General features: G+C 44.1%; 18 protein-coding genes and 3 pseudogenes. 10 read left to right on the top strand and 11 right to left on the bottom strand.

Going from position 1 to position 19,514, the window contains the following annotated elements; genetic code table 11:
- Positions 1-143 precede the first annotated feature (143 nt).
- Together IQ224_RS05775 and IQ224_RS05770 are read left to right on the top strand one after the other, a co-directional pair.
- A complete protein-coding gene (locus tag IQ224_RS05775; RefSeq protein WP_036400269.1) occupies positions 144-503 on the top strand; it encodes a YtxH domain-containing protein in 360 nt (119 codons plus the stop codon).
- Positions 504-869 (top strand): hypothetical protein, encoded by a 366-nt coding sequence (locus tag IQ224_RS05770; RefSeq protein ID WP_004156958.1) that lies wholly within the window; start codon positions 504-506, stop codon positions 867-869.
- 227 nt (positions 870-1,096) lie between these two features.
- Here IQ224_RS05770 and IQ224_RS05765 read toward each other — a convergent pair.
- Positions 1,097-2,155, bottom strand: a pseudogene (locus IQ224_RS05765) (COR domain-containing protein); the annotation flags it as partial.
- 185 nt (positions 2,156-2,340) lie between these two features.
- Positions 2,341-4,056: pseudogene (locus tag IQ224_RS05760) on the bottom strand (leucine-rich repeat domain-containing protein); the annotation flags it as partial.
- Positions 4,057-4,592: 536 nt separating this feature from the next.
- On the opposite strand from IQ224_RS05760, the gene IQ224_RS05755 reads away from it, so the two are divergent.
- Complete coding sequence (locus IQ224_RS05755) at positions 4,593-5,399, top strand: TPM domain-containing protein (RefSeq protein ID WP_194032691.1); 807 nt, start codon at positions 4,593-4,595, stop codon at positions 5,397-5,399.
- Between the two features lie 293 nt (positions 5,400-5,692).
- Positions 5,693-6,397 (top strand): DUF2993 domain-containing protein, encoded by a 705-nt coding sequence (locus IQ224_RS05750; protein WP_193955612.1) that lies wholly within the window; start codon positions 5,693-5,695, stop codon positions 6,395-6,397.
- A 50-nt stretch (positions 6,398-6,447) separates the two neighbouring features.
- Here IQ224_RS05750 and IQ224_RS05745 read toward each other — a convergent pair whose 3' ends face one another.
- From IQ224_RS05745 to IQ224_RS05735, 3 genes are all read right to left on the bottom strand, one after another.
- On the bottom strand, positions 6,448-7,686 hold the full coding sequence (locus tag IQ224_RS05745) for a DUF445 domain-containing protein (RefSeq protein WP_194032689.1): 1,239 nt from the start codon (positions 7,684-7,686) through the stop codon (positions 6,448-6,450).
- A gap of 35 nt (positions 7,687-7,721) precedes the next feature.
- Entirely contained in the window at positions 7,722-8,420 is a 699-nt protein-coding gene (gene ubiE, locus IQ224_RS05740) for a bifunctional demethylmenaquinone methyltransferase/2-methoxy-6-polyprenyl-1,4-benzoquinol methylase UbiE (RefSeq protein ID WP_194032688.1), read from the bottom strand.
- Between the two features lie 291 nt (positions 8,421-8,711).
- Positions 8,712-9,581, bottom strand: a complete 870-nt coding sequence (locus IQ224_RS05735) for an MBL fold metallo-hydrolase (protein ID WP_194032687.1) — start codon at positions 9,579-9,581, stop codon at positions 8,712-8,714.
- 135 nt (positions 9,582-9,716) lie between these two features.
- Between IQ224_RS05735 and IQ224_RS05730 the strand changes: the two are divergent.
- A pseudogene (locus IQ224_RS05730) lies at positions 9,717-10,034 on the top strand (methyltransferase type 11); the annotation flags it as partial.
- 4 nt (positions 10,035-10,038) lie between these two features.
- Here the strand turns inward: IQ224_RS05730 and IQ224_RS05725 are convergent.
- The 5 genes from IQ224_RS05725 to IQ224_RS05705 all read right to left on the bottom strand — a co-directional run bounded on the left by IQ224_RS05725 (position 10,039) and on the right by IQ224_RS05705 (position 14,632).
- The gene (locus IQ224_RS05725) at positions 10,039-11,025 is read right to left on the bottom strand and encodes a DMT family transporter (protein ID WP_004156976.1); all 987 of its coding nucleotides are present in this window, start codon (positions 11,023-11,025) and stop codon (positions 10,039-10,041) included.
- Positions 11,026-11,092: 67 nt separating this feature from the next.
- Positions 11,093-12,136: an AI-2E family transporter gene (locus IQ224_RS05720; protein WP_194032686.1), complete on the bottom strand. Its 1,044-nt coding sequence runs from the start codon at positions 12,134-12,136 to the stop codon at positions 11,093-11,095.
- A gap of 29 nt (positions 12,137-12,165) precedes the next feature.
- Positions 12,166-13,026, bottom strand: coding sequence for a shikimate dehydrogenase (locus IQ224_RS05715; protein ID WP_194032685.1), 861 nt, complete (start codon positions 13,024-13,026; stop codon positions 12,166-12,168).
- A gap of 64 nt (positions 13,027-13,090) precedes the next feature.
- The gene (locus tag IQ224_RS05710) at positions 13,091-13,468 is read right to left on the bottom strand and encodes a hypothetical protein (RefSeq protein ID WP_002754350.1); all 378 of its coding nucleotides are present in this window, start codon (positions 13,466-13,468) and stop codon (positions 13,091-13,093) included.
- Positions 13,469-13,636: 168 nt separating this feature from the next.
- Positions 13,637-14,632, bottom strand: coding sequence for an amino acid ABC transporter permease (locus IQ224_RS05705; RefSeq protein ID WP_004156991.1), 996 nt, complete (start codon positions 14,630-14,632; stop codon positions 13,637-13,639).
- Between the two features lie 85 nt (positions 14,633-14,717).
- Between IQ224_RS05705 and IQ224_RS05700 the strand changes: the two genes are divergently transcribed.
- From IQ224_RS05700 to IQ224_RS05690, 3 genes are all read left to right on the top strand, one after another.
- On the top strand, positions 14,718-15,233 hold the full coding sequence (locus IQ224_RS05700; RefSeq protein ID WP_002788716.1) for a single-stranded DNA-binding protein: 516 nt from the start codon (positions 14,718-14,720) through the stop codon (positions 15,231-15,233).
- Between the two features lie 214 nt (positions 15,234-15,447).
- Entirely contained in the window at positions 15,448-15,699 is a 252-nt protein-coding gene (locus IQ224_RS05695; RefSeq protein WP_004157000.1) for a UPF0175 family protein, read from the top strand.
- Positions 15,696-16,184 carry a DUF3368 domain-containing protein gene (locus tag IQ224_RS05690; RefSeq protein WP_194032684.1) on the top strand — a complete coding sequence of 163 codons (489 nt, stop codon included), beginning with the start codon at positions 15,696-15,698 and terminating at the stop codon, positions 16,182-16,184. Before IQ224_RS05695 ends, IQ224_RS05690 begins: the two co-directional genes overlap by 4 nt.
- 285 nt (positions 16,185-16,469) lie before the next feature.
- On the opposite strand, the gene IQ224_RS05685 is transcribed toward IQ224_RS05690, so the two are convergent.
- Positions 16,470-18,041, bottom strand: coding sequence for a Na+/H+ antiporter (locus IQ224_RS05685; RefSeq protein ID WP_004157018.1), 1,572 nt, complete (start codon positions 18,039-18,041; stop codon positions 16,470-16,472).
- Between the two features lie 135 nt (positions 18,042-18,176).
- Here IQ224_RS05685 and IQ224_RS05680 point away from each other — a divergent pair, with 135 nt between their 5' ends.
- Together IQ224_RS05680 and IQ224_RS05675 are read left to right on the top strand one after the other, a co-directional pair.
- Entirely contained in the window at positions 18,177-18,716 is a 540-nt protein-coding gene (locus IQ224_RS05680; protein WP_004157023.1) for a DUF3038 domain-containing protein, read from the top strand.
- A gap of 153 nt (positions 18,717-18,869) precedes the next feature.
- Positions 18,870-19,514 (top strand): DUF4335 domain-containing protein (locus tag IQ224_RS05675; RefSeq protein ID WP_194032683.1); only part of this gene is annotated, 645 nt, incomplete at its 3' end.

Raw genomic sequence — 19,514 nt, 5'->3', positions numbered from 1 at the left:
TGATCGCTAGTTTTTTCTCAATTTATCCCTTCTAGGTCTGTTGCTGCTTACCAAGAGCAACAGGTCAAAATTTTTGCCGAAGAAACTGCACAAGAGAAGTGTAATTGCCCGTAAAATTGGGAATTAAGTACAGGGGCAATCCTATGGCAGATAACAATAACGGTAACGGCGGCTTATTCTTCGTCGGGGTTTTAGTGGGCAGTGCGATCGGAGTAGTGGCGGGTTTATTAGTAGCGCCCAGATCTGGAAAAGAAACCCGTCGAATTCTGCAAAAATCCGCCAGGGCTTTGCCAGAATTAGCCGAAGATCTGACCACGACGATGCAATTGCAGGCCGATCGCCTATCGGAATCGGCCCGGCGTAATTGGGATGATACTTTAATGAGATTAAAAGAGGCGGTGACAGCCGGAATCGAAGCTAGTCAAAGTCTAGCCACAGACAATCCTTTCCCCGACTCGCAAGAATCCCCCCAAGGCGATAATCAACACTCGAATCACTACTAAATGACCGAACCTATTTTCTGGCTAGGATGTTCTTTACTGCTAGTCGCCGTTAGTTTAACGGCGGTTTTCATCGCCGCTTTACCTGCTCTGCAAGAGTTAGCCCGGGCAGCCCGCAGTGCCGAAAAATTATTCGATACCCTCCATCGGGAATTTCCCCCGACTCTAGAAGCAATTCGCCTGACAGGGGCGGAAATCAGCGAATTAACTGAAAATATCGATGAAGGGGTCAAAAGTACCCGCCAAGTTGTTCAAGGAGTCGATCGCAGTCTCGGTAGTGCTAAAGCTGGTCTTAGCAAGCTCGATCGTGGCAGCCGTCGCCTCTTGATCGGTTTTAAAGTCGCTTGGAATACTTGGAAACGCAGTTAAGCAGATGGGGAAGTAGGGTGTGGGGTGTAGGGTGTAGGGTGTAGGGTGTGGGGTGTGGGGTGTGGGGAAGGAAACCTCTTTCATCTGTGGGGGTGAAAATTTTTTCATCGGGACTGACTCCTGAATCCTGAATCCTGAATCCTAACCCCACCAACAAACTTTTTCAGCAAACCCTAAATATTTGTAAAGTTTTTCGCCTAAGTTACCTTTCTGTGGTAATCAAATCTTTACTGCTCCGATGGGGGGGTTTCTTGGGAAGTGTCATCGTTCTTGGTTTTTGGTTCTTGTCCTTTAAAAATCGTGATAGATCGCCAAAAACCCTCTAAAAACTGATTGAAGGTCGTTTCATTGATTTTACCCGTCCAGAGCAATAACACAATCACAATAAGAGCAAAGATAAAAATAATTGTCAAAACGCTGGTAATAAACTGTACCACTGGCACAGTATTGGCAAGCACCGCAAAGATAAAAGTAACCACAGCGAAAACCAGCAACAAAGCGAGACTAGGTTTCAGGAGATTGGGAGTTTCTGGCGTTTTGGGACTCATAGGGCGATTTTCTCGGCTTTTGCGGCCACGTTCCTCCCTTTCGTCGAGATATCTTTCTCTTTCTGTCTTAGATTCCACCCCTTCTAAGATATCGCGGATATTATATTTGCCGCGCAAACCGGGGAGAGTTGCTTCGACGATGCCTTGGCGATCGAGTTCTATCAGATGGAGATAATCGACGGGAACTTCTACCCCGGTGGGTTGTTCCCCTTGCAATTCTCGAATCACTAACTTTTCCTGTACGGCTAAATTAGGGATAGTAGCGTGAATTTTGTCAAAATCTGTCTTAATAATAGCTAAAAGCGCACTAGCACGGGAACCCTGGGCTTTTATGCTGATATAGTTATCTTCCTCGTCGGCACGCACCAAAGCTTTATTAAGATCCATTGTCAGAACCACACCACTACGCCAACGCATGGTTTTATAGATCATCTGGTGATTACGGACGATAAAGCGGGAAATAATGCTACCGGGCAGGATATCATAACGGTACTGGAAGTGTAAAGGTGCGTTTTCGTAGATATCTACATCCGGTTCATCGATGGGTAGAAGATCGGTGATTAGATAGCGAGCGGGACTGTACCCATCAAGAGGAAAACAGAGTTCAAATTTTCCCATCAAATCCATCAAAAATCCGCGTTTATTTTCGGGATAACGTTGGGGTTGTTTGAGAATATTTGCCAGATCTGGCAGTGAAAGAATGCCCTTTTTTTGCACCATCAAATCGTGATTATTGAGGCTCTTCGGTTTGTGTTATGCAATGGACGGGGGTTATAAGGGATGGAACCCCTATATAGAAAGGCATTTAGCGATTTTTGTCAATTATTTTCGTCTAGAGCGAACTAATCAATTAAATCCCTTGCCAGATAAGGATTTAGTCGATTTATGCCCCCCTATCGAACCATACCAAGTAACGAAGAGCCATTATTGAGAATATCATAAACACCGCTAGTTACCCATTCCGGGTTCAGGACATTGGTTTCATTCAGTCGCGGATCATCTTGGTAGTTGAGGACAATACCGAGATCGTGGAGAAACTGCACTAAACTTTTTTGATCGCTGGCCTCTTTAATCTTGGCTTTCTGACACATTTCCTGATACTTTTCGTAGGAAATAAAGTCATAACTCTTTTGCATCGTTTCTAGTTGAGTTTTGATCTGAAACCAACTATTAGGCAATAAATCTTTGATATGGGGAATAGCATCGATTTGAGAGGCGATTTCCTGCACAAGTTCCTCGATTCCCGCACCGGTTTTACAGGAAGTGGCGATTAGCTTGGTGATTTGGGGATATTTTTTCTGGAGGGTGCGGATCTTAACTTGCGGGGGATTTTCATCGGCACAATTACCCACGATAATCACGGGAGAATTGCCTCCGTAGGTTTCAATGAGTTTTAACCAATATTCCAGACGGTTTTGCTGTTCATTTTTGCGGTTGTCGAGGACAAGCAGATAAAGACTGCGTTTAGTCAGAAAAAACTGATGGGTGGTTTGCATCACTTTCTGACCGCCAAAATCCCAGATATTGAGGCGAATATCGGGTTTTTGGGGCAGTTGCCACTTTTCAATATTAATGCCGGGGGTCTTGGGTTCTCCGGAATTAAAGGTATTGTGCAGTAACCGCTTTAACAGGGAAGTTTTCCCCACATCCCCCTCCCCCACCAATAAAACTTTAAGCTCATTAAGAGGGCGTTTTTCCCCTTTATGCTTGAGATAACTAAAAATCGCCTGCGGGTTGCCATCATCCCATATTTCTTCACCCCATCCCTGACGAATAATTTCCGGGGGAACGTTGGTAATCGGGTTATTTTCGAGGACTAATCGCTTCAGGTTGACTAGGTGAGCGAGCGCTTCTGGTATCTCCCTGATTTGGTTATTGCTGAGATAGAGGTATTGCAGGGAGGTGAGGTGAGCGAGCGCTTCTGGTATCTCGCTGATTTGGTTATTGCTGAGGTTGAGGAATTGCAGGGAGGTGAGTTGAGCGAGCGCTTCTGGTATCTCGCTGATTTGGTTATTGCTGAGGTCGAGGAATTGCAGGGAGGTGAGTTGAGCGAGTGCTTCTGGAATCTCCCTGATTTGGTTATCGCTGAGATAGAGGAATTGCAGGGAGGTGAGGTGAGCGAGCGCTTCTGGAATCTCCCTGATTTGGTTATTGTTGAGATAGAGGAATTGCAGGGAGGTGAGTTGAGCGAGCGCTTCTGGTATCTCGCTGATTTGGTTATTGCTGAGGTCGAGGATTTGCAGGGAGGTGAGGTGAGCGAGCGCTTCTGGTATCTCCCTGATTTGGTTATTGCTGAGGCCGAGGCCTTGCAGGGAGGTGAGTTGAGCGAGCGCTTCTGGTATCTCCCTGATTTGGTTATTGTCGAGAAAGAGGCTTTGCAGGGAGGTGAGTTGAGCGAGCGCTTCTGGTATCTCCCTGATTTGGTTATTGCTGAGGCCGAGGCCTTGCAGGGAGGTGAGTTGAGCGAGCGCTTCTGGAATCTCCCTGATTTGGTTATTGCTGAGGTTGAGTTCTTGCAGGGAGGTGAGTTGAGCGATTTCGGGGGGAATTTCTGTTAAGTTTTTGTCGGACAGATCCAACTCCCCCGCTCTTTCGTCTTTTGCCCGTTGAATTAACTCTAATACTTCCTGTGCTGTCATTGACCATTCCCCCGCTACTATATTTACTCCATTTTGGCAAAAGATCCGGTTAATGCCACTGGTTGAGACCTCATCAGCTTGAGTTGAGTTTCTGGAGAGTGAACTGAAAACTCGCATCTGATGACCGATAAGGGACTTGCGTGGGAATAATATCCTAGCCAGAAAATCGCTCTGTAGAAGAATCAGGCCGGCCAGATGGCATATTATCAAAGCGCAAGTCCCTTAGCTGCGGGGACTCTCAAAGGCTCTCCCCCTACTTAGGGTGATCAGCAAACCTGGGCGATCGGAGGGCGCAGGTTCCTTGCGCCCCTACAGTAACGGATTTTGTCCATAATGTAGGGGCGAACTGCGTTCGCCCAAAAGGTACATTAATGTAGGGGCGAACTGCGTTCGCCCAAAAGGTACATTATCAAAGCGCAAGTCCCTAACTGGGTGACTAAAGTTGAGAATTCCCTTAAGATAAAGTAAATAAGTGTAAAGAAACTGAAAGTTAGCCTACACCCTTGCTGAAAAAATTCTCATTGTCTAGAAGTGCTATGCTCAATCGTTTTTGCCGAGGAATCTCGATCGCTCTTGTAATTGGTGTCATTAGCTGTCTGGGTTGGATTATCTGCCCGGATCAAGCTCTAGCGGTGAATAATCCCGAATTACTGCCCAATGAAACCACTCCGATCGTTGATTTAGCCAATTATCTACCCGCAAAACAGGAAGAGGCATTAATCCAAGATATCGAGACATTTCAAGGGGAAACCGGCTGGAAAATGCGAGTTTTAACCCAATATGACCGCAGCCCCGGCCGAGCAGTGATTAATTTCTGGGGATTGGATGATAAAAGTATTCTCCTAGTGGCCGATGGTCGCGGCGGTAATCTACTATCTTTTAGTATTGGTGATGCCGTCTATGAATTTTTACCCCGCACTTTTTGGATCGAATTACAGGCCCGTTTCGGTAATATGTATTTTGTCCGGGAAAATGGCGAAAATAATGCGATCGTACAATCCTTAGACACGGTAAAAGGCTGTTTAGTTAAAGGTGGTTGTGCGGTGGTCCCCGGTTTACCGAGGGAACAGTGGATTTTAACTTTAATTACCTCAATTGTCGGCGGTTTAGTCTTCGGTTTTGCCGGTATTCCCCGCAAAGAAGGACAGGTTTTCGCTTGGCAATGGGTTTTAATTGTCTCTCCCCTCTGGTTTATCCTCTTTGTTGCTTTTGGCATCGGACCGGTGGTTACTCGCACCAGTGAATTACTGCCCCTTTTCCGCAATTTAATCGGTTTTGCCCTTGGAATTTTAGTCGCCTATCTTTCCCCTCGTTTTAATTCCCTCAACGCCTCAAAAACCTAAAAATTAGTGGCTTTTCAGTGTTCAGTAATCAGTAATCAGTGAAAAGAAAGTAGCGAAGTTTTTACCTATAAGGGACTTGCGTGGGAATAATATCCCAATCGATCGGAGGGCGCAAGCATTGCGCCCCTACAGTAACGGATTTTGTCCACAATGTAGGGGCGAACTGCGTTCGCCCAAAAGGTACATTATCAAAGCGCAAGTCCCTAACGGATAGCTGACGGCAGCCCCTCATGGTTCGATCGATCTAGCTCTGTTACAATTAGAAACATTGTGGAGTGAGTGAGATAACGTTTATGTGGGTTAATACTCAAAGTGAGATTATTAGTAAGGTTTTGCCGCCAGCAGTACGTCTGTTCTTAAGAACGCAAGTAGAACAGATAGAAGATTTAGAAATGCAGCTGCAAGGTCATGATCGGCAAATTTTGCGCGGTTATATCCCTGGGGTATTTTTAGCCGTAGGAAAGGCGATTTATCAGGGTTTACATCTAGGTAAAGCGCAATTAAGAGGGGAAAATATTCGTCTTAATATCGGGCAGGTTTTGCGAGGGAAACCCCTAAAGATTTTGGAACCTATTCGGGTTAGCGGTGAGGTGGAAATTAACGAACAGGATTTAAATAATTCGATCGCCTCGACTATTTTAGTTAATGCTTTTGCCGATTTACTAATTTTTTCCCTAGAAAATAACGGAATTGTTAACGCCAGAGAAATTATCTCACAACAGCGTTTTAACTGGAAAAATGTTCTCTTAAATCAGGGTTATTTCTCTCTTCTCGGCCATAGAGAAACAGGTGCAGAAGTAATTTTTAGCGCTGATATTACCCTAGAAGATGCCCGCACTTTAGGGATTAATCCCCGACAATGGCAAGGTTTAGCCCCAGATTTATCTATTGATTTGCAACCTTTTACCGTCGATTTAGGCAAAGATGTGGAGATTAAATCTTTTATTCTTGACGATCAAACTCTTTTCTGTCAGGGAAGTTTTTTGATTTTACCTTAACAATAAACGGGATGATTCTGGTGGGTTAACTTAGTTTAACCCCCCAATTATTACGCCGGATTTTGTGCAATTAAAATAATTGTTTGTATTAGTCCAACTAGAAGACCGAGAATACCACCAAGATTAACAATTCCCTGTAATTCTTGTTTAACAATTCCTTGAATAGCATTTTCCAGATCGGCCGGAGAAGTGGCATTTACCCGATCGCGGATCACCTGATCGATGTTGAGAATTGGGATCATTTGGGCGACTAATTTCTCTAAATCTTCCTCTAGATAACGCTCTAAAATTAACGCTAACTCTTGACTAATTACCCCTAATGATGTAGTCATTGACTCCGAAGATTGCAGACGATTAATAATTAAATTAGCGATTTGATCCCAGTCGATCGTTTGTCCAAAATCTTGCAAAAATTGTTCGCCACTTTCTTGAATATAAATTCGCACCGTGTCTCTGGTGGTTTTACGCAATTGTCTGACGGTGGAGATAGGTAAATTTTGCAAAGAGATACTTTGTAACCAGTTTTTCAGACGATTACGCATCTCTAAAGATAGTAATAATTCTTTGATTCTGGTATTAGCTAAATCCTTTTCATCAAGGCAAAAAGTGCGTAAGCGAGCGAGAGCATTGCGTAAACCGAATAAATTGGCTACTACCCAATAGGTTCCACTGGTTTTTTCCCGAAATCCTTCATCGATAACTTGAATATTGCGATCGGTTAAAAAATCGATTAAAGCTAGACGGATAACATCAGCAGGTAGGACAGTTTCTAATAACCAATCGGAGAATTGTCGCGCCTGTTGTTCACTGAGAGAAAATTCTAAGACTAGGCGATCAAAAATTTGATTGATCTGTTTTTCTAAAAAGTCCTGTCGTCGGGCTAAAACTTTTAGTAATCTTGCTAAAGATTCCCCGAATAAATCGTGAAGAATCGCCGCCAAAATCTCGGCGGTTTTTGCTTGCCGATCGCCTTTTATTTGTTTTAAAGCTAATTGTAACAGCCAGAGTATCGCCCCCTGTACCCTTTCCGTGTCGAGGAGTCGTTTAGCCAGTTTTTGTAGTTCCTCGGGAGTTAACAGGGAACCCATGATCGTATCCGATACCCGGACAGCTAATCGATCTTGATTGCGAGGAATTAACCCCGGAGTGAAGGGAAGAGGACGCTTACCGATATAAATCGCCTTGTAGGGACGAAATAGCATTTTTATGGCTACATCGTTCGTAAAATAGCCAATAATTGCCCCCGCGATCGGCGGTAAGATCCATGTCCAAAGAGTAGGGAGATTCAATTTAGCAGCAAAAAATAAACGGAAATGTCAGTAGGTTATTTCTTCAAGACTAACACTCCCATCAGTCCTGCTAGGAGTGGATAGTGAACAGCGCTGGAAAATCCCGACTGATAGCCTAATTTTACCTGTTCTGGGCCCTGGGGAAAGCGATCGATACTGGGACTAATATAAGCGTACTGGTCAGTTAAACCGTAACGCTCGGCGGCGGGAACGACGATATGATCGAGATACCAGTTTTGGAATAATTTGGCGATGGTTTGGGTGGGTTGATGGAAGTCCAGAATCGCCGCTTTAGCACCCGGTTTCAGGACTCGGTATAATTCCCCCAAAGATTGGGTAATATCCACCACATTGCGTAATCCATAGCCAATAGTGGCACAATCAAAGCTAGAATCGGCAAAGGGTAAATTGAGGGCATCCCCTTCCATCCAGTTAATATTAGTGGCGCTAAAACGTTGACGGGCGATTTTTAATTGTTGTGGGGAAAAATCTAGTCCGATCACTTTGCCGGTTTTACCCACTTGTTTTGATAATAGGTTAGTCAGGTCGCCGCTGCCACAACAGACATCGAGGGCAAAATCGCCTTTTTCGGGTTGACACCACTTGACTGTCATTAATTTCCAGACGCGGTGTAATCCTAAACTTAATTCTTGATTAAGTCGGTCATATTCGGGAGCGATCTGATCAAAAATTGCTTGTATTTCTGTGGAGTTAGGTGAGGATTGATTGGACATTTTTATAATATAGCACCAGAGAAAATCCCAGATCAAGTTATAAGTAGTCGTGCAAAGTTAATTTCCTAGTCGAGACAGGAGACAGGAGACAGGAGACGGGATACAGCTATTAGGGATCGGATTTGAGTTTTCAGTTCACTGTTTACTCACAGCAGAAGTCTGACGGAGTAGTGGCTTAGATGTGTAATTAATTGTGCTTAGATACTTACCATTCTATCCTATCTGCGCCCAGGGGGATAAGCTTTTGAGCATCCACAGCAGTTATCTTCATGGTGGGAACAGTGACTTAGATTACGCTTCATCTATTTGATCATCTTCCGGTCGCAGTTCGATCGAGAGGCCTTCCCGGGCGAGAATAGTTTCAGGGAAAATCTTTCTTACCTGTTCCCCAATGCGATCAAGAAAATCGTCATTATGGGCGGGATCGTGATGAAATAGAACTAGCTGCTTAACTTGGGCTGCCTGGGCGATTTTGACTGCCTGCTGCCAAGTGGAATGACCCCAACCCACCTTAGAATACTGAGGATCGTTGTATTCCTCATCGGTGTAGGTAGCATCAATAATCATCACATCCGCTTGCCGGACTAAAGCCAAAACGTTATCATCAAAGCGATCAGGAAAATGTTCCGTATCGGTAATATAAGCTGCCGATAAACCCTGCCAATTTACCCGATAACCCACCGCTTCCCCGGGATGATTTAAAGGACGGGTTTCGACGCTGAAATCGGCACAGTAGAGGGTTTCGCCCATTTCTAGATCATAAAATTCTAAATCAGCCCGCATAATCTGCAAAGGCACGGGAAAATTAGGATGTAACATCTGATCGTGTAATGTTTGCTTGATGGTTGCTCCGTTGGGGGAGGGAATCCCATAGATTTTAAAAGTATTGCCCCTGATAAAAGCGGGGATAAAAAAAGGAAAACCCTGAATATGATCCCAATGGGAATGGCTGAAAAATAAATGGGCTTTCACTGGACTTTCTGTCATCAAAGACTGTCCTAGGATGCGTAACCCCGTACCACCGTCAAAGATTAATCTTTCTCTACCGACTTGCATCTCCACACAGGAAGTATTACCACCATAACGAACTGTTTCCGAACCTGGACAGGGAATGCTCCCCCGCACTCCCCAAAATTTGATCTGGAAGCATTTGTAGGGCATATTAGAAGCTCCTCTACTTGTGCTAATAGGCTAATAGTTAGATTAGCACTCTTCCACAATTAAGTCTGTGACCTGATGACAAGCACGATGATTTACGATATTGGAAAAGGATTATAGTTTTCGGGAAAGCAAGGTATGGATTTACAGAAATTCTTAGAAAAACTGCCCCAACAGTATCAGGATTGGGTATCGGCTTTAATGTCGCCTATTTCCGAGCAATTAACCCTTTTAAGCGAAAAAACCGCCTCTTATCCTGATCGCAATCTCTTTCCCCTGCTCAATCTAGCCGTTGCCTGTCTGCAACCAGACGAGGTTTACTGTCAAATTGGTTGTTTTCGTCGCGGTAGTTTAGTCGCCGCTTTCTGCCATAATAGCGATCGCTGCGGTTATGGCGTAGAAGCCTTTTTTAAATACGATCCATCGGGAGAAAAACTAACTGTATTATCTCAAGATTGAGTTAGTTGCTTTTGGGTATAAGTGAGGAAAGATTAGCAAAAATTGCCCGCACTTGTGGGGATATTTTTTCCCTTTGATTGATTAAATAAATACTAACAAGGGTTAAAGATACCCCCGCCCATTGCAATACACTTAACATCTCACCGAGGAATAAATTCCCGAAAGTGAGGGCAAAAACCGGAGTTAAAAAAGTCAAAGAACTTAAACTGGTTAAATTGCCTTTGGCGGCTAAATAAAAGAATATTCCATAGGCGATCGCACTACCAAAAATAGTGGCATAACTTAAAGCTAACCAACCATTTAAATCTACATTTTGCCATTGATGGGATTCGGTGAAACCTGAAGCTAAAAATAGCGGCAATCCTCCTAAAATCATGTGCCATCCTGTGGCGCTGACGGGATCCGCATGACGACAGACAAACCGGATTAAGACTGTTCCCACCGCCATGGATAGGGAAGCCAAAAGCATGAGCATTTCGCCGCTATTTAGTAATTCCTGCCAGCTAAAGTCAATATTTACCGCTTTTTGTCCAAAAAAGTCATAAAACCATTGATCGGGCAAGCCAATTAAACTAATTCCCCCAATTCCTAAACCCAATCCCAACCACCCCCAGACACCGATAACTTCTTTAAATAGCCAACTGGACATTAAAGCCACCGCTAGGGGTTGGGAGTCAATAATTACCGATCCTAACCCTGCCCCAGTGCGATTTAATCCCAATGCCAGAAAACCTTGAAAAAGAGTGCCATCCATGAGAGCAAAAAGGGCAATCCATAACCATGCTTGCAGGGTTTTGGGCTGAGGACGACCTAAAAACCAAGCTATCATTAAAACTAACATTCCGGCGGGAACAAGGCGAATTGCCGCCATAAATAGGGGGGTGGTGTGGGGGATAACACCCTTCATCGCTACCATCGCTGTTCCCCAGAGAAAAAACGGTGAGATAAGTAAGAGGGGTGAGGATTTCTTTAAATCTAGGTTTTCCATAGGTAGCGATCGAGTTTTGTAGATAACAAATTTCCCTAATTGTATAGTAGAAACTGGGGATCAGCCCTTAATTCTCCTGACTTTCTTTTAACTGATTTTCCTCTAAATCTGTTATTGGTTTTTCTTCCCCGTAACTGATCCAGATCGCAATCATCCCAGCGATAGGAATGGAGAGAAAAACCCCTAATAATCCCGCAATTCTTTCGCCGATAAAGAGGGATAAAAATAAAATTACCGGGTTTAATTCTAGGGCATTGCCCATAACTTTAGGGCGAATAATATTATCTTGAATTTGTACCAAGACAACACAGACAATAAAAGCTTTAACGGCAATTGTTAGTCCTTGGGAGGTAAAAGTCAAGATAGTTACCAACAAAATGCCCAAGGTTGCCCCGATACCCGGGATAGCATCAATAACACCAAGAATACCCGCTAAAATTAGCCCATATTGAATTCCCAATAGGGAAAAACTTAAGAAACTCGTCACCGATAAAAAGAGCATTAATAACAGTTGCCCGCGAATAAATCCCAGAAAACTTTGTCGAAAAGACTTGGCAAAACGCTCCCGGTATGCTGGGGGGAGAAGCTGCAAAAAACCTCGCCAGAGTTTATCACCGTCGATGAGCATATAAACACTGATCACCGCCCCGAAAACGCCAGTAAAGACGCTGGAAAAAACTCCCTGTACGATCGATAAACCCGTGGCTAAACCAGTTTGTAGGGTTCCCACCATTTTATTCAAATCTAATCGATCGAGAAAGTCTTTAAAGGGTAAAAAATCTTGTTGACCCAAGGCATCGGTAAGATTGAATAGTAGTCCTTTCCCCTGACTAACTGCTTCTAATCCTATGCCTGTGACTAATCTAAATAGGAGGATAAAAGCTACTATGGTGGTAATAGCAATGGCTAGTCCTCTCGGTAGATAACGAGATAACCAAACCACGGGATAATTTAATAGAGCAGCCAGGATCGCTGAACCAGTAAAAATAGCGATCGTCCCGTAGAAATAGTTAATTAAGATAATTAGACTCCAGCCACAGCCAAATAATAATAGATAGCGCACTAGAATCGAGTTATTCAGAGTTTTCCAAAAGGAGCTAGAAGGGGTCATAAATCAAGCCAGAAATAGGATTTTAACATTTAGAATTGTTTTAACAAAGCTTCCCGCATGACCGGGACGGGGACGGGTTGACCTAACCAGATTTCTAGGGCGATCGCTCCCTGATTAACTAACATTTCTAACCCATCAATAATTCTTATCCCTCTAGTCTGGGCCAACCGGAGAAATTTGGTCGGCCGGGGATTATAAATCAGATCGTAGGCGATCGCCGATGGTGGTAAAAGGTCTAATAATTCTAGCTCAACCGGGGATTGTTCGCCCTGGGGGTACATTCCGATGGGGGTAGAATTAATCAGGAGTTCTGTGGTGGATAGCAGCCCCTCTAATTCGTCCCAGCTATGCACTTCTAGGAGGTCATAGAGGCTGGTATTCGCCCAACTTTCTTTAAAAGGATCTAATTTCTTTTGATTGCGTCCTACCAGATGAATTTTGCCACAGCCCAACTGGGCGCAAGCCACCACTACCGCCCGGGCAGCGCCGCCATTGCCTAAAATAACTGGATTCACCCGACTCCAATCTTTGTCAAGGGATTTCAAGGGTGCGAGAAAGCCATCCACATCGGTATTCGTTCCCTGCCAGCCGGTTTCCGTGCGCCAGACGGTATTAACTGCACCTACTAGCCTTGCTTTCTCGGTAATTTGCGATAATAAGGGGATAATTGCTAATTTATGGGGAATCGTGATGCTAAAACCCTGTAGATCGATGGCGGCGAAACCAGCGATCGCAGTTGCTAAATTTTCCGGGGCGATCGGGAGGGGAAGATAGACATAATTTAGCCCCAAGGCATCGATAGCGGCATTGTGCATGAGGGGAGAAAGAGTATGGCCGATGGGATCGCCGATTACGCCTAATAACTTGGTTTTTCCGTTAATAATGGTCATAAAAAAGGTGGGCTTTCCCCACCAAAGTTTAATCTCAAGGGTAGCCAATGCTCACCTTACTATACTATTTCTTGATTTCGCGGGCCATTTTCAGGAAAGGATTGATATTGTCATCGTTAGCGCGACGAACGTTATCATTAGCAGCGTTAGCCTTACTATTAGCCTCGGAAGTGGCCGATTTTGCCACAATACCGTTATCGGTGACTTTGCTGACTTCCATAGAAGAAATCTGTTTAATCGATTCGCCACCCTTCTTATTCGAGGCAGTTTTCGGGAAAGTACGTCGGATCGTGATCGGTGTCCGCATAAAGTCGATATTACCGAGAGTTTTAGCGTCATCGGGTTCCAAGTAAAAAGCCTCTTTCGGTTCCGGTGCGCTCATATCCATCGGTTCATCGACGTATTTCGTCTTATTGCCAAACAGGCCAAAGAATCCAGCCATTTTCTCGCTCTCCTAAATAAATATATTTACCATAAATTGCTGCTGATTGTTAAATAATATCAATATTTATGACAAAAAGCTAGGTAGCCATCTATCAGTGATCAGTGATCAGTAATCACTGATCAGATGGGAGTTTTCAGTTTACTGATAAAACTTCCTACACCCCAATCAACGCTGTTCTAACCTACGACTGGCTAGGGACATAGAATAACAGAAAATCCAGTAAATAAACGCCAAAAATAGATAAACCTCTGGATAATCGCCGATAAATTTCGGATTAGCCAAAACCGATCCTGCCATACCCAAGAGATCCACCAGTCCCACGATCGCCAGTAGGGAAGTATCCTTAAATAAACTGATAAATTGACCAACAATAGCGGGAATGACCGCTTTTAAAGCTTGGGGTAGAACGATCAATAATAAAACGAAAATCGGTTTTAAACCCAAGGCTCTGGCCGCTTCAATTTGACCTTTGGGAATCGCTTGTAAACCACCCCGGACATTTTCGGCCAGATAGGCTGCCGCAAAAAGGGTAAATCCGGCGATCGCTCTGATCACCCGTTCCGGTCTGGTTCCGGCGGGTAAAATTAAAGGTAACATCACCTGAGCCATGAATAAAATTCCCAACAAAGGTAAACCGCGCAATAATTCGATATAGCCAATAGATAGCCAACGAATTGCCGGTAATTCACTCTGTCTCCCTAGGGCTAATAATACCCCCAAGGGGAAAGATAAAATCATACTTGCGATCGCTACTAATAAAGTTAAGATTAAACCACTGAGATCATCGAGGGGAATTGCCTTTAAAAATAATCCCCCCAATAGTAACCAAGCAATTAAAGGTAAAGTCAATAACCAGAGCAATCCCCACCAGCGCTGCAGAAAAGCGGGACAATCGGGGAAGCGACCCCGGTTTAATTGCCAAGAAAACAGCGATAAAGCCGCAATTATCGTTAAAATCAGCCAAATTCGCCATATTGACTGCTCTGGATAACGACCGACCACAAATAAACCGAGATTTTCCGTCACTACAGCCCATTTTGCCTGAGTTATCGCCCAATCGAGAAAACTTAAGCCACCCCAGAGGCTGAGAAATAGACCCGCAAGGGTTAAGATGACGTTGTACCAAGTGTTAAAGAGATTTTTTCTTAACCAGAGTCCCATAAAATTCCCTAACCTCCACAGTGGTGATCATTGTACTTTTTCAGTACAATGGTGCTATTAGAAAAATTCAGACTGATTTTCGACCATGAACAGTTGCATTTTAATGGCTAAAATTGTCCGTCGTCCCGAATTACGTTATACCCAAGATAATCAAACTCCCTACGCTCAAATGTTAGTCGAGTTTTCCCCCAATCGTGCCGAGGCAACCCCGGCTAATTTAAGGGCCGTAGCTTGGGGAAATTTGGCCTCAGAAGTCGCTCAGAACTATAATGAAGGCGATCGGGTAATTTTGGAAGGTCGTCTCTCCATGCAGACGATCGATCGTCCCGAAGGTTTTAAGGAAAAACGGGCCGAATTAGTCATTAGTCATCTCTATCATCTTGACGGCAGCGTGAGTAGCGGTGAAATGGCAGCCCCGACTCCAGAAAAAGTCGTACCAATCAATACCCACAAATCGAATAAAACCCCGGTGGAAAAACCCGTCGCACCTGTCTCCACCGGGGACTTTGAATACGACGCATCCTATGAACTTTCTAATCCTTCCGCTTGGCAACCTAGCGACACACCGGTGGAGGAAAATTTAGACGATATTCCTTTCTAAGTACCCCAACAGAATTAATGGCTCTTCTCGATTTTGTCTGATAATTTTTGCTTATGGAATCGTGAAATGCTTATCGGGCAAGACTTTCAGCACTATTTTGACGGATATTCTATCAGTATAGACCTCGTTTCCACACAGAAACCAGAAGAGCCAAAGCTTTAACTGAGATATGGCAGGCTAGAAGAAGTAAGTATTAGCGCGTGAGGATGTCTCAATGCAAATTACCCTGAACCTACCGGATAACCTCAGCCAAGGCGAAACTTTTAACCAAGGCGATTGGCTCCGGGAGATTGCCATTGCGCTGTTTCAGCAAGAGCGGATTTCCCTCAGTCGCGCCAGTAAAATTGCCGGGATGGAAGTCATGGACTTTCAAAAACTGCTGGCAGATCGCGGTATTTGTGTTCACTACGATGTAGAAGACTTTGAGCAGGATGTTCAGCATCTGCGCGATCGAGGCTGGCTATGATCGTCGTCAGCGATACCTCCGCCCTTGCCAATCTAGCGATTATCGATCATCTCTGGCTGCTAGAGTCAATTTACCAAACCGTTATTATTCCAGACGTTGTTGCTAGGGAGCTAACAGAGGCAAGTAATCCCCTCATTCCAGCCATTCTCCAATCCGGCTGGATTCAACCCCAACCCCTCACCAACTCCGAACTCGTTAACCAGCTTCAGCAAGAACGAGGATTGGATGCTGGAGAAGCGAATGCCATAGCCTTGGCCCTTGAGCTACAAGCTGATGATCTGCTCATTGATGAACGCTTGGGGCGGCAAGAAGCCCTGCGGCTAGGGCTGTCTATCATTGGTATTCTGGGCATTCTGCTCGTTGCCAAACAAAGAAGCCTCATCCCTCAAGTTCAACCTGTTATTGATACCTTGATCAGCCAAGCTGGTTTTCGCGTCAGCCCTCAGCTATATCAGCGTGTCTTAGCTTTGGCTGAAGAACTTTAGTAAAGGATAAGCCAAGATAGTCTGTGGAGTCGGTATCGATCGAAACTATCGTCTCCCATACCAATGGGCTTGTCCTAGTTTAGTATGTTATCTACAAATTTATAAAAACTTAATCCCTCTCTTGCCCAAGATTACAGAACCTAAAATGCAACAGGACGGTTATCAAGAGCCAAAATAGTTGTGTGAAAACTGTTTGAGAAATTTGTCTTCGATCTTTAGCATACTGAACTCAGATGAGCGGTATATTTATACGGGGAAAGTTCAGGTATATACCCCAAAATAGTCCTACTGTTCACTAATTTTACTTTCAGCGAGAATTTCTTGAAGGACGGGGGATAAATTGCTAGTTAAACGGCCGGCTCGAATAAATTCAGCGTAGGTATCAGCTTCGATATCTAGGAGGGTTTCCCGAAGTTGTTCCATTGTTAATAGCTGTAATTGGGGATAACTATCGTTGAGAGATTGTATTTCCGATTCTACAGTCTTTAACTTTTCTTTGACGAGATGCTGCTCATAACTAAAAAATTCGGGGGCAACATCGGGAGATTTATCTAACTTAGAAAGATAGTCTAAAACCCTTTTTAAAGCTACCCGTCGGGCTAAAAGTTCCGCATAGTTTTCTCGAATTGGTTGATCACCGATTAAGTCTAATCTCGATAGGAAAGTTTGAATAGTTAATCCCTGAACCAACAGGGTAAAGAGAACAACTCCGAAAACTATATCGATGATATCCTGACGATTGGGAAAAATAACCGGCACACTTAAAGCTAGGGCAATAGAAACGGAACCGCGCAAACCTCCCCACCATAAAACCGTTTTTTCTCGCCAATTAATTTTAGTTTCCATCAAGGCATTACTAACAGTTCCTAAAGCAAAGGTAGCCAGAAAACGGGCCGCTACCACGGCGGCGATCGTGATAAAAATTAAATTGAGATTATCGGCTAAACTGGAGAGACGGATCTGATCGCCGATGAGGAGAAAAACGATCGAATTAACAAAAAAAGCGAGAAACTCCCAGAATTCCGTGACTAATAGCCTGGTACGGGGACTCATACTGATTCTAGAGCCAAAATTACCTAAAATAATCCCCGTAGTCACCACTCCGATTACCCCCGAACCCCCGAACTCCTCGGTTAATAAATAAGCACCGTAGGCGGACACAAGAGTTAAAGACTGTTCCACTAGGGGTAAATCCAGACGTTGAGTCAGATAGGAAATACCAAAACCCACTAAACAACCCACTGCCACCCCGATACCGATAAAAGCCGCAATCCGGCTAATGGTTGTCTCTAAGGATAGACCACTAGCACCGAGGGGAATTTCCACCAAAAGAGCGAAAGCGACCACAGCGACCCCATCATTAAATAAGCTTTCCCCTTCCAAAAGCACGGTGAGTTTTTTACTGGCCCCCAATTCGCGAAAAAGAGCGACAACAGCGACGGGATCCGTAGAAGAAAGGCTCGCACCCACTAATAATGCCGTAAATAGGGGTAAATTGGTCAATTCATCGAGGGTAAAACCAACCCCGAAAATCGAGATAATTACGCCGACAATAGCGAAAAGACTGACGGGAATCCAATTATCCTTCAGATCTCGCCAGCGCGTATTCCAAGCGGCTTCAAATAGCAAAGGGGGCAGAAAAATTTCTAGAATCAGTTCGGGGGATAGGTTCACCAGACGGATATCGATGAAGGCTAAACCTAAACCGACTATCACTAACAATAGGGTGTAAGGAATTTGGCGAAACCAGCTAAAAATCCTCGAAACCGTGGCCACACTCAGGGAAACGGACAAAACAATTAGAAATTGTTCTAAATTTTGCTTAATGACTTCATCGGTAGCGGATTCTAAACTCATTGGGTGGGAGGCAATCGGTGAGCGGACGTGCAAGAAAAGAACAATCTAAATTATTATTACACTTTAGAACCAGTGATTTTTTCTCCTAAACCCAAGTTTTTCTGCTGGCAATTCCTTTTATCTATGTCCTTGACTATGCCTCAGTCTGCCGAGTCCTCCACGGGTGAGGATTTACCCCTAGCTATCTCACCCAGTAACGAGCAGTTAGAGAATATTAATAGCTATTTAAACCTGATTTTGGCAGCTTTAGTCTCTCTAGCTAATTTAGACTCCGATTCTATCACCCAAGCAGCCCAGGAATTAGCCTTAGAACTGGATACAAGCGATCGCCTAGCTGCCCACTACTGGCAACCCCAGTCAAAACTTTCCCTCGCGGACATCCGTTCTCTAGTTCTCCTCCTCTGTCATCTAGCCCAAAAAAAGCAAGAGTTAATCCGTCGCGCCGTAATTCTTTTGGAACAAGTGGGGACTCAAGGACAAGAACCAGTCAAAACCACGCTTTTGGGCAATTATATCGCTAATTTTCGCTTAAAATACCCAGAAATATCGGAAAATAATCTCAGCGATTCTAGCCTGATTTCCCTAGCCTGGAAATTATTAATCGATTTATTGTTCTACAGCAGCCCCCGCAGTCATCTCCTTCTCTGGCACACCCTTTTGGCAAGTAAAAAGTAAAAAGGCTATCAGTCATCAGTTATCAGTTATCAGTTATCAGTTATCAGATGTAAGTTTTCAGTTTACTGATCACTGATCACTGAAAAAAAAGCTTCCCAGTTCATAATTCATAATTCATAATTCATAATTTATAATTCCCACCGATAACTAAAAATGAGTAATCTAATTCGCAAATATACACCCCCCACCTGTACCCTAGAAATTTGGGGAAATAGTTCGCCTCTAGCGGTTTGGTTAGGTAAAAATGTCTTAAACGATGCCCACTTTCAATTGCGCTTTGATGATCCTAGATTGAGTGAAGAAAAACAGGTGACGATCAAAGGCGATCGCACACAATTACAACTCCTAGGGGAAATTGTCGCTAATTATGTGCAGAATTTACTCTCTAGTCCCGTTTCTACCCTCTCTTTCGTGGCTAGTGGTTCCCCCGAAAGTCATCTCCCCTCCTTACCCTCTCTCCGTTGTCAGGGACTTCTCCAGCATCAATTATTTTTAGGTTCCCTGCTAACCGATCAGAATAAACAGGAGATTGAATTAACCACATCGCAATTATTCGATCTAGCCAATGCTTTAGGGGAATATAACCATGAAAGCCCCCTAATACCCCCATTAATTCGCCAGAAAACTCGAAAAAATGCCCTTATCTGGACGGGATTAATCGCCTCAGCCCTAATAACTATCGGGGGAATAGCGATCGCATTTTATCAACAGCAACAAGTGACCAACAATGATTTAACCATCGATCCCAATAGTGCCAAGATTCCCCAACCCTTGCCAACGCTGCCTTTACCCCCCACG

Source organism: Microcystis sp. LEGE 00066, assembly GCF_015207925.1.
Lineage (GTDB): Bacteria > Cyanobacteriota > Cyanobacteriia > Cyanobacteriales > Microcystaceae > Microcystis > Microcystis ichthyoblabe_A.
Note: the sequence above shows the minus strand (reverse complement) of the source record. Positions and strands in the feature narration are given on the sequence as shown.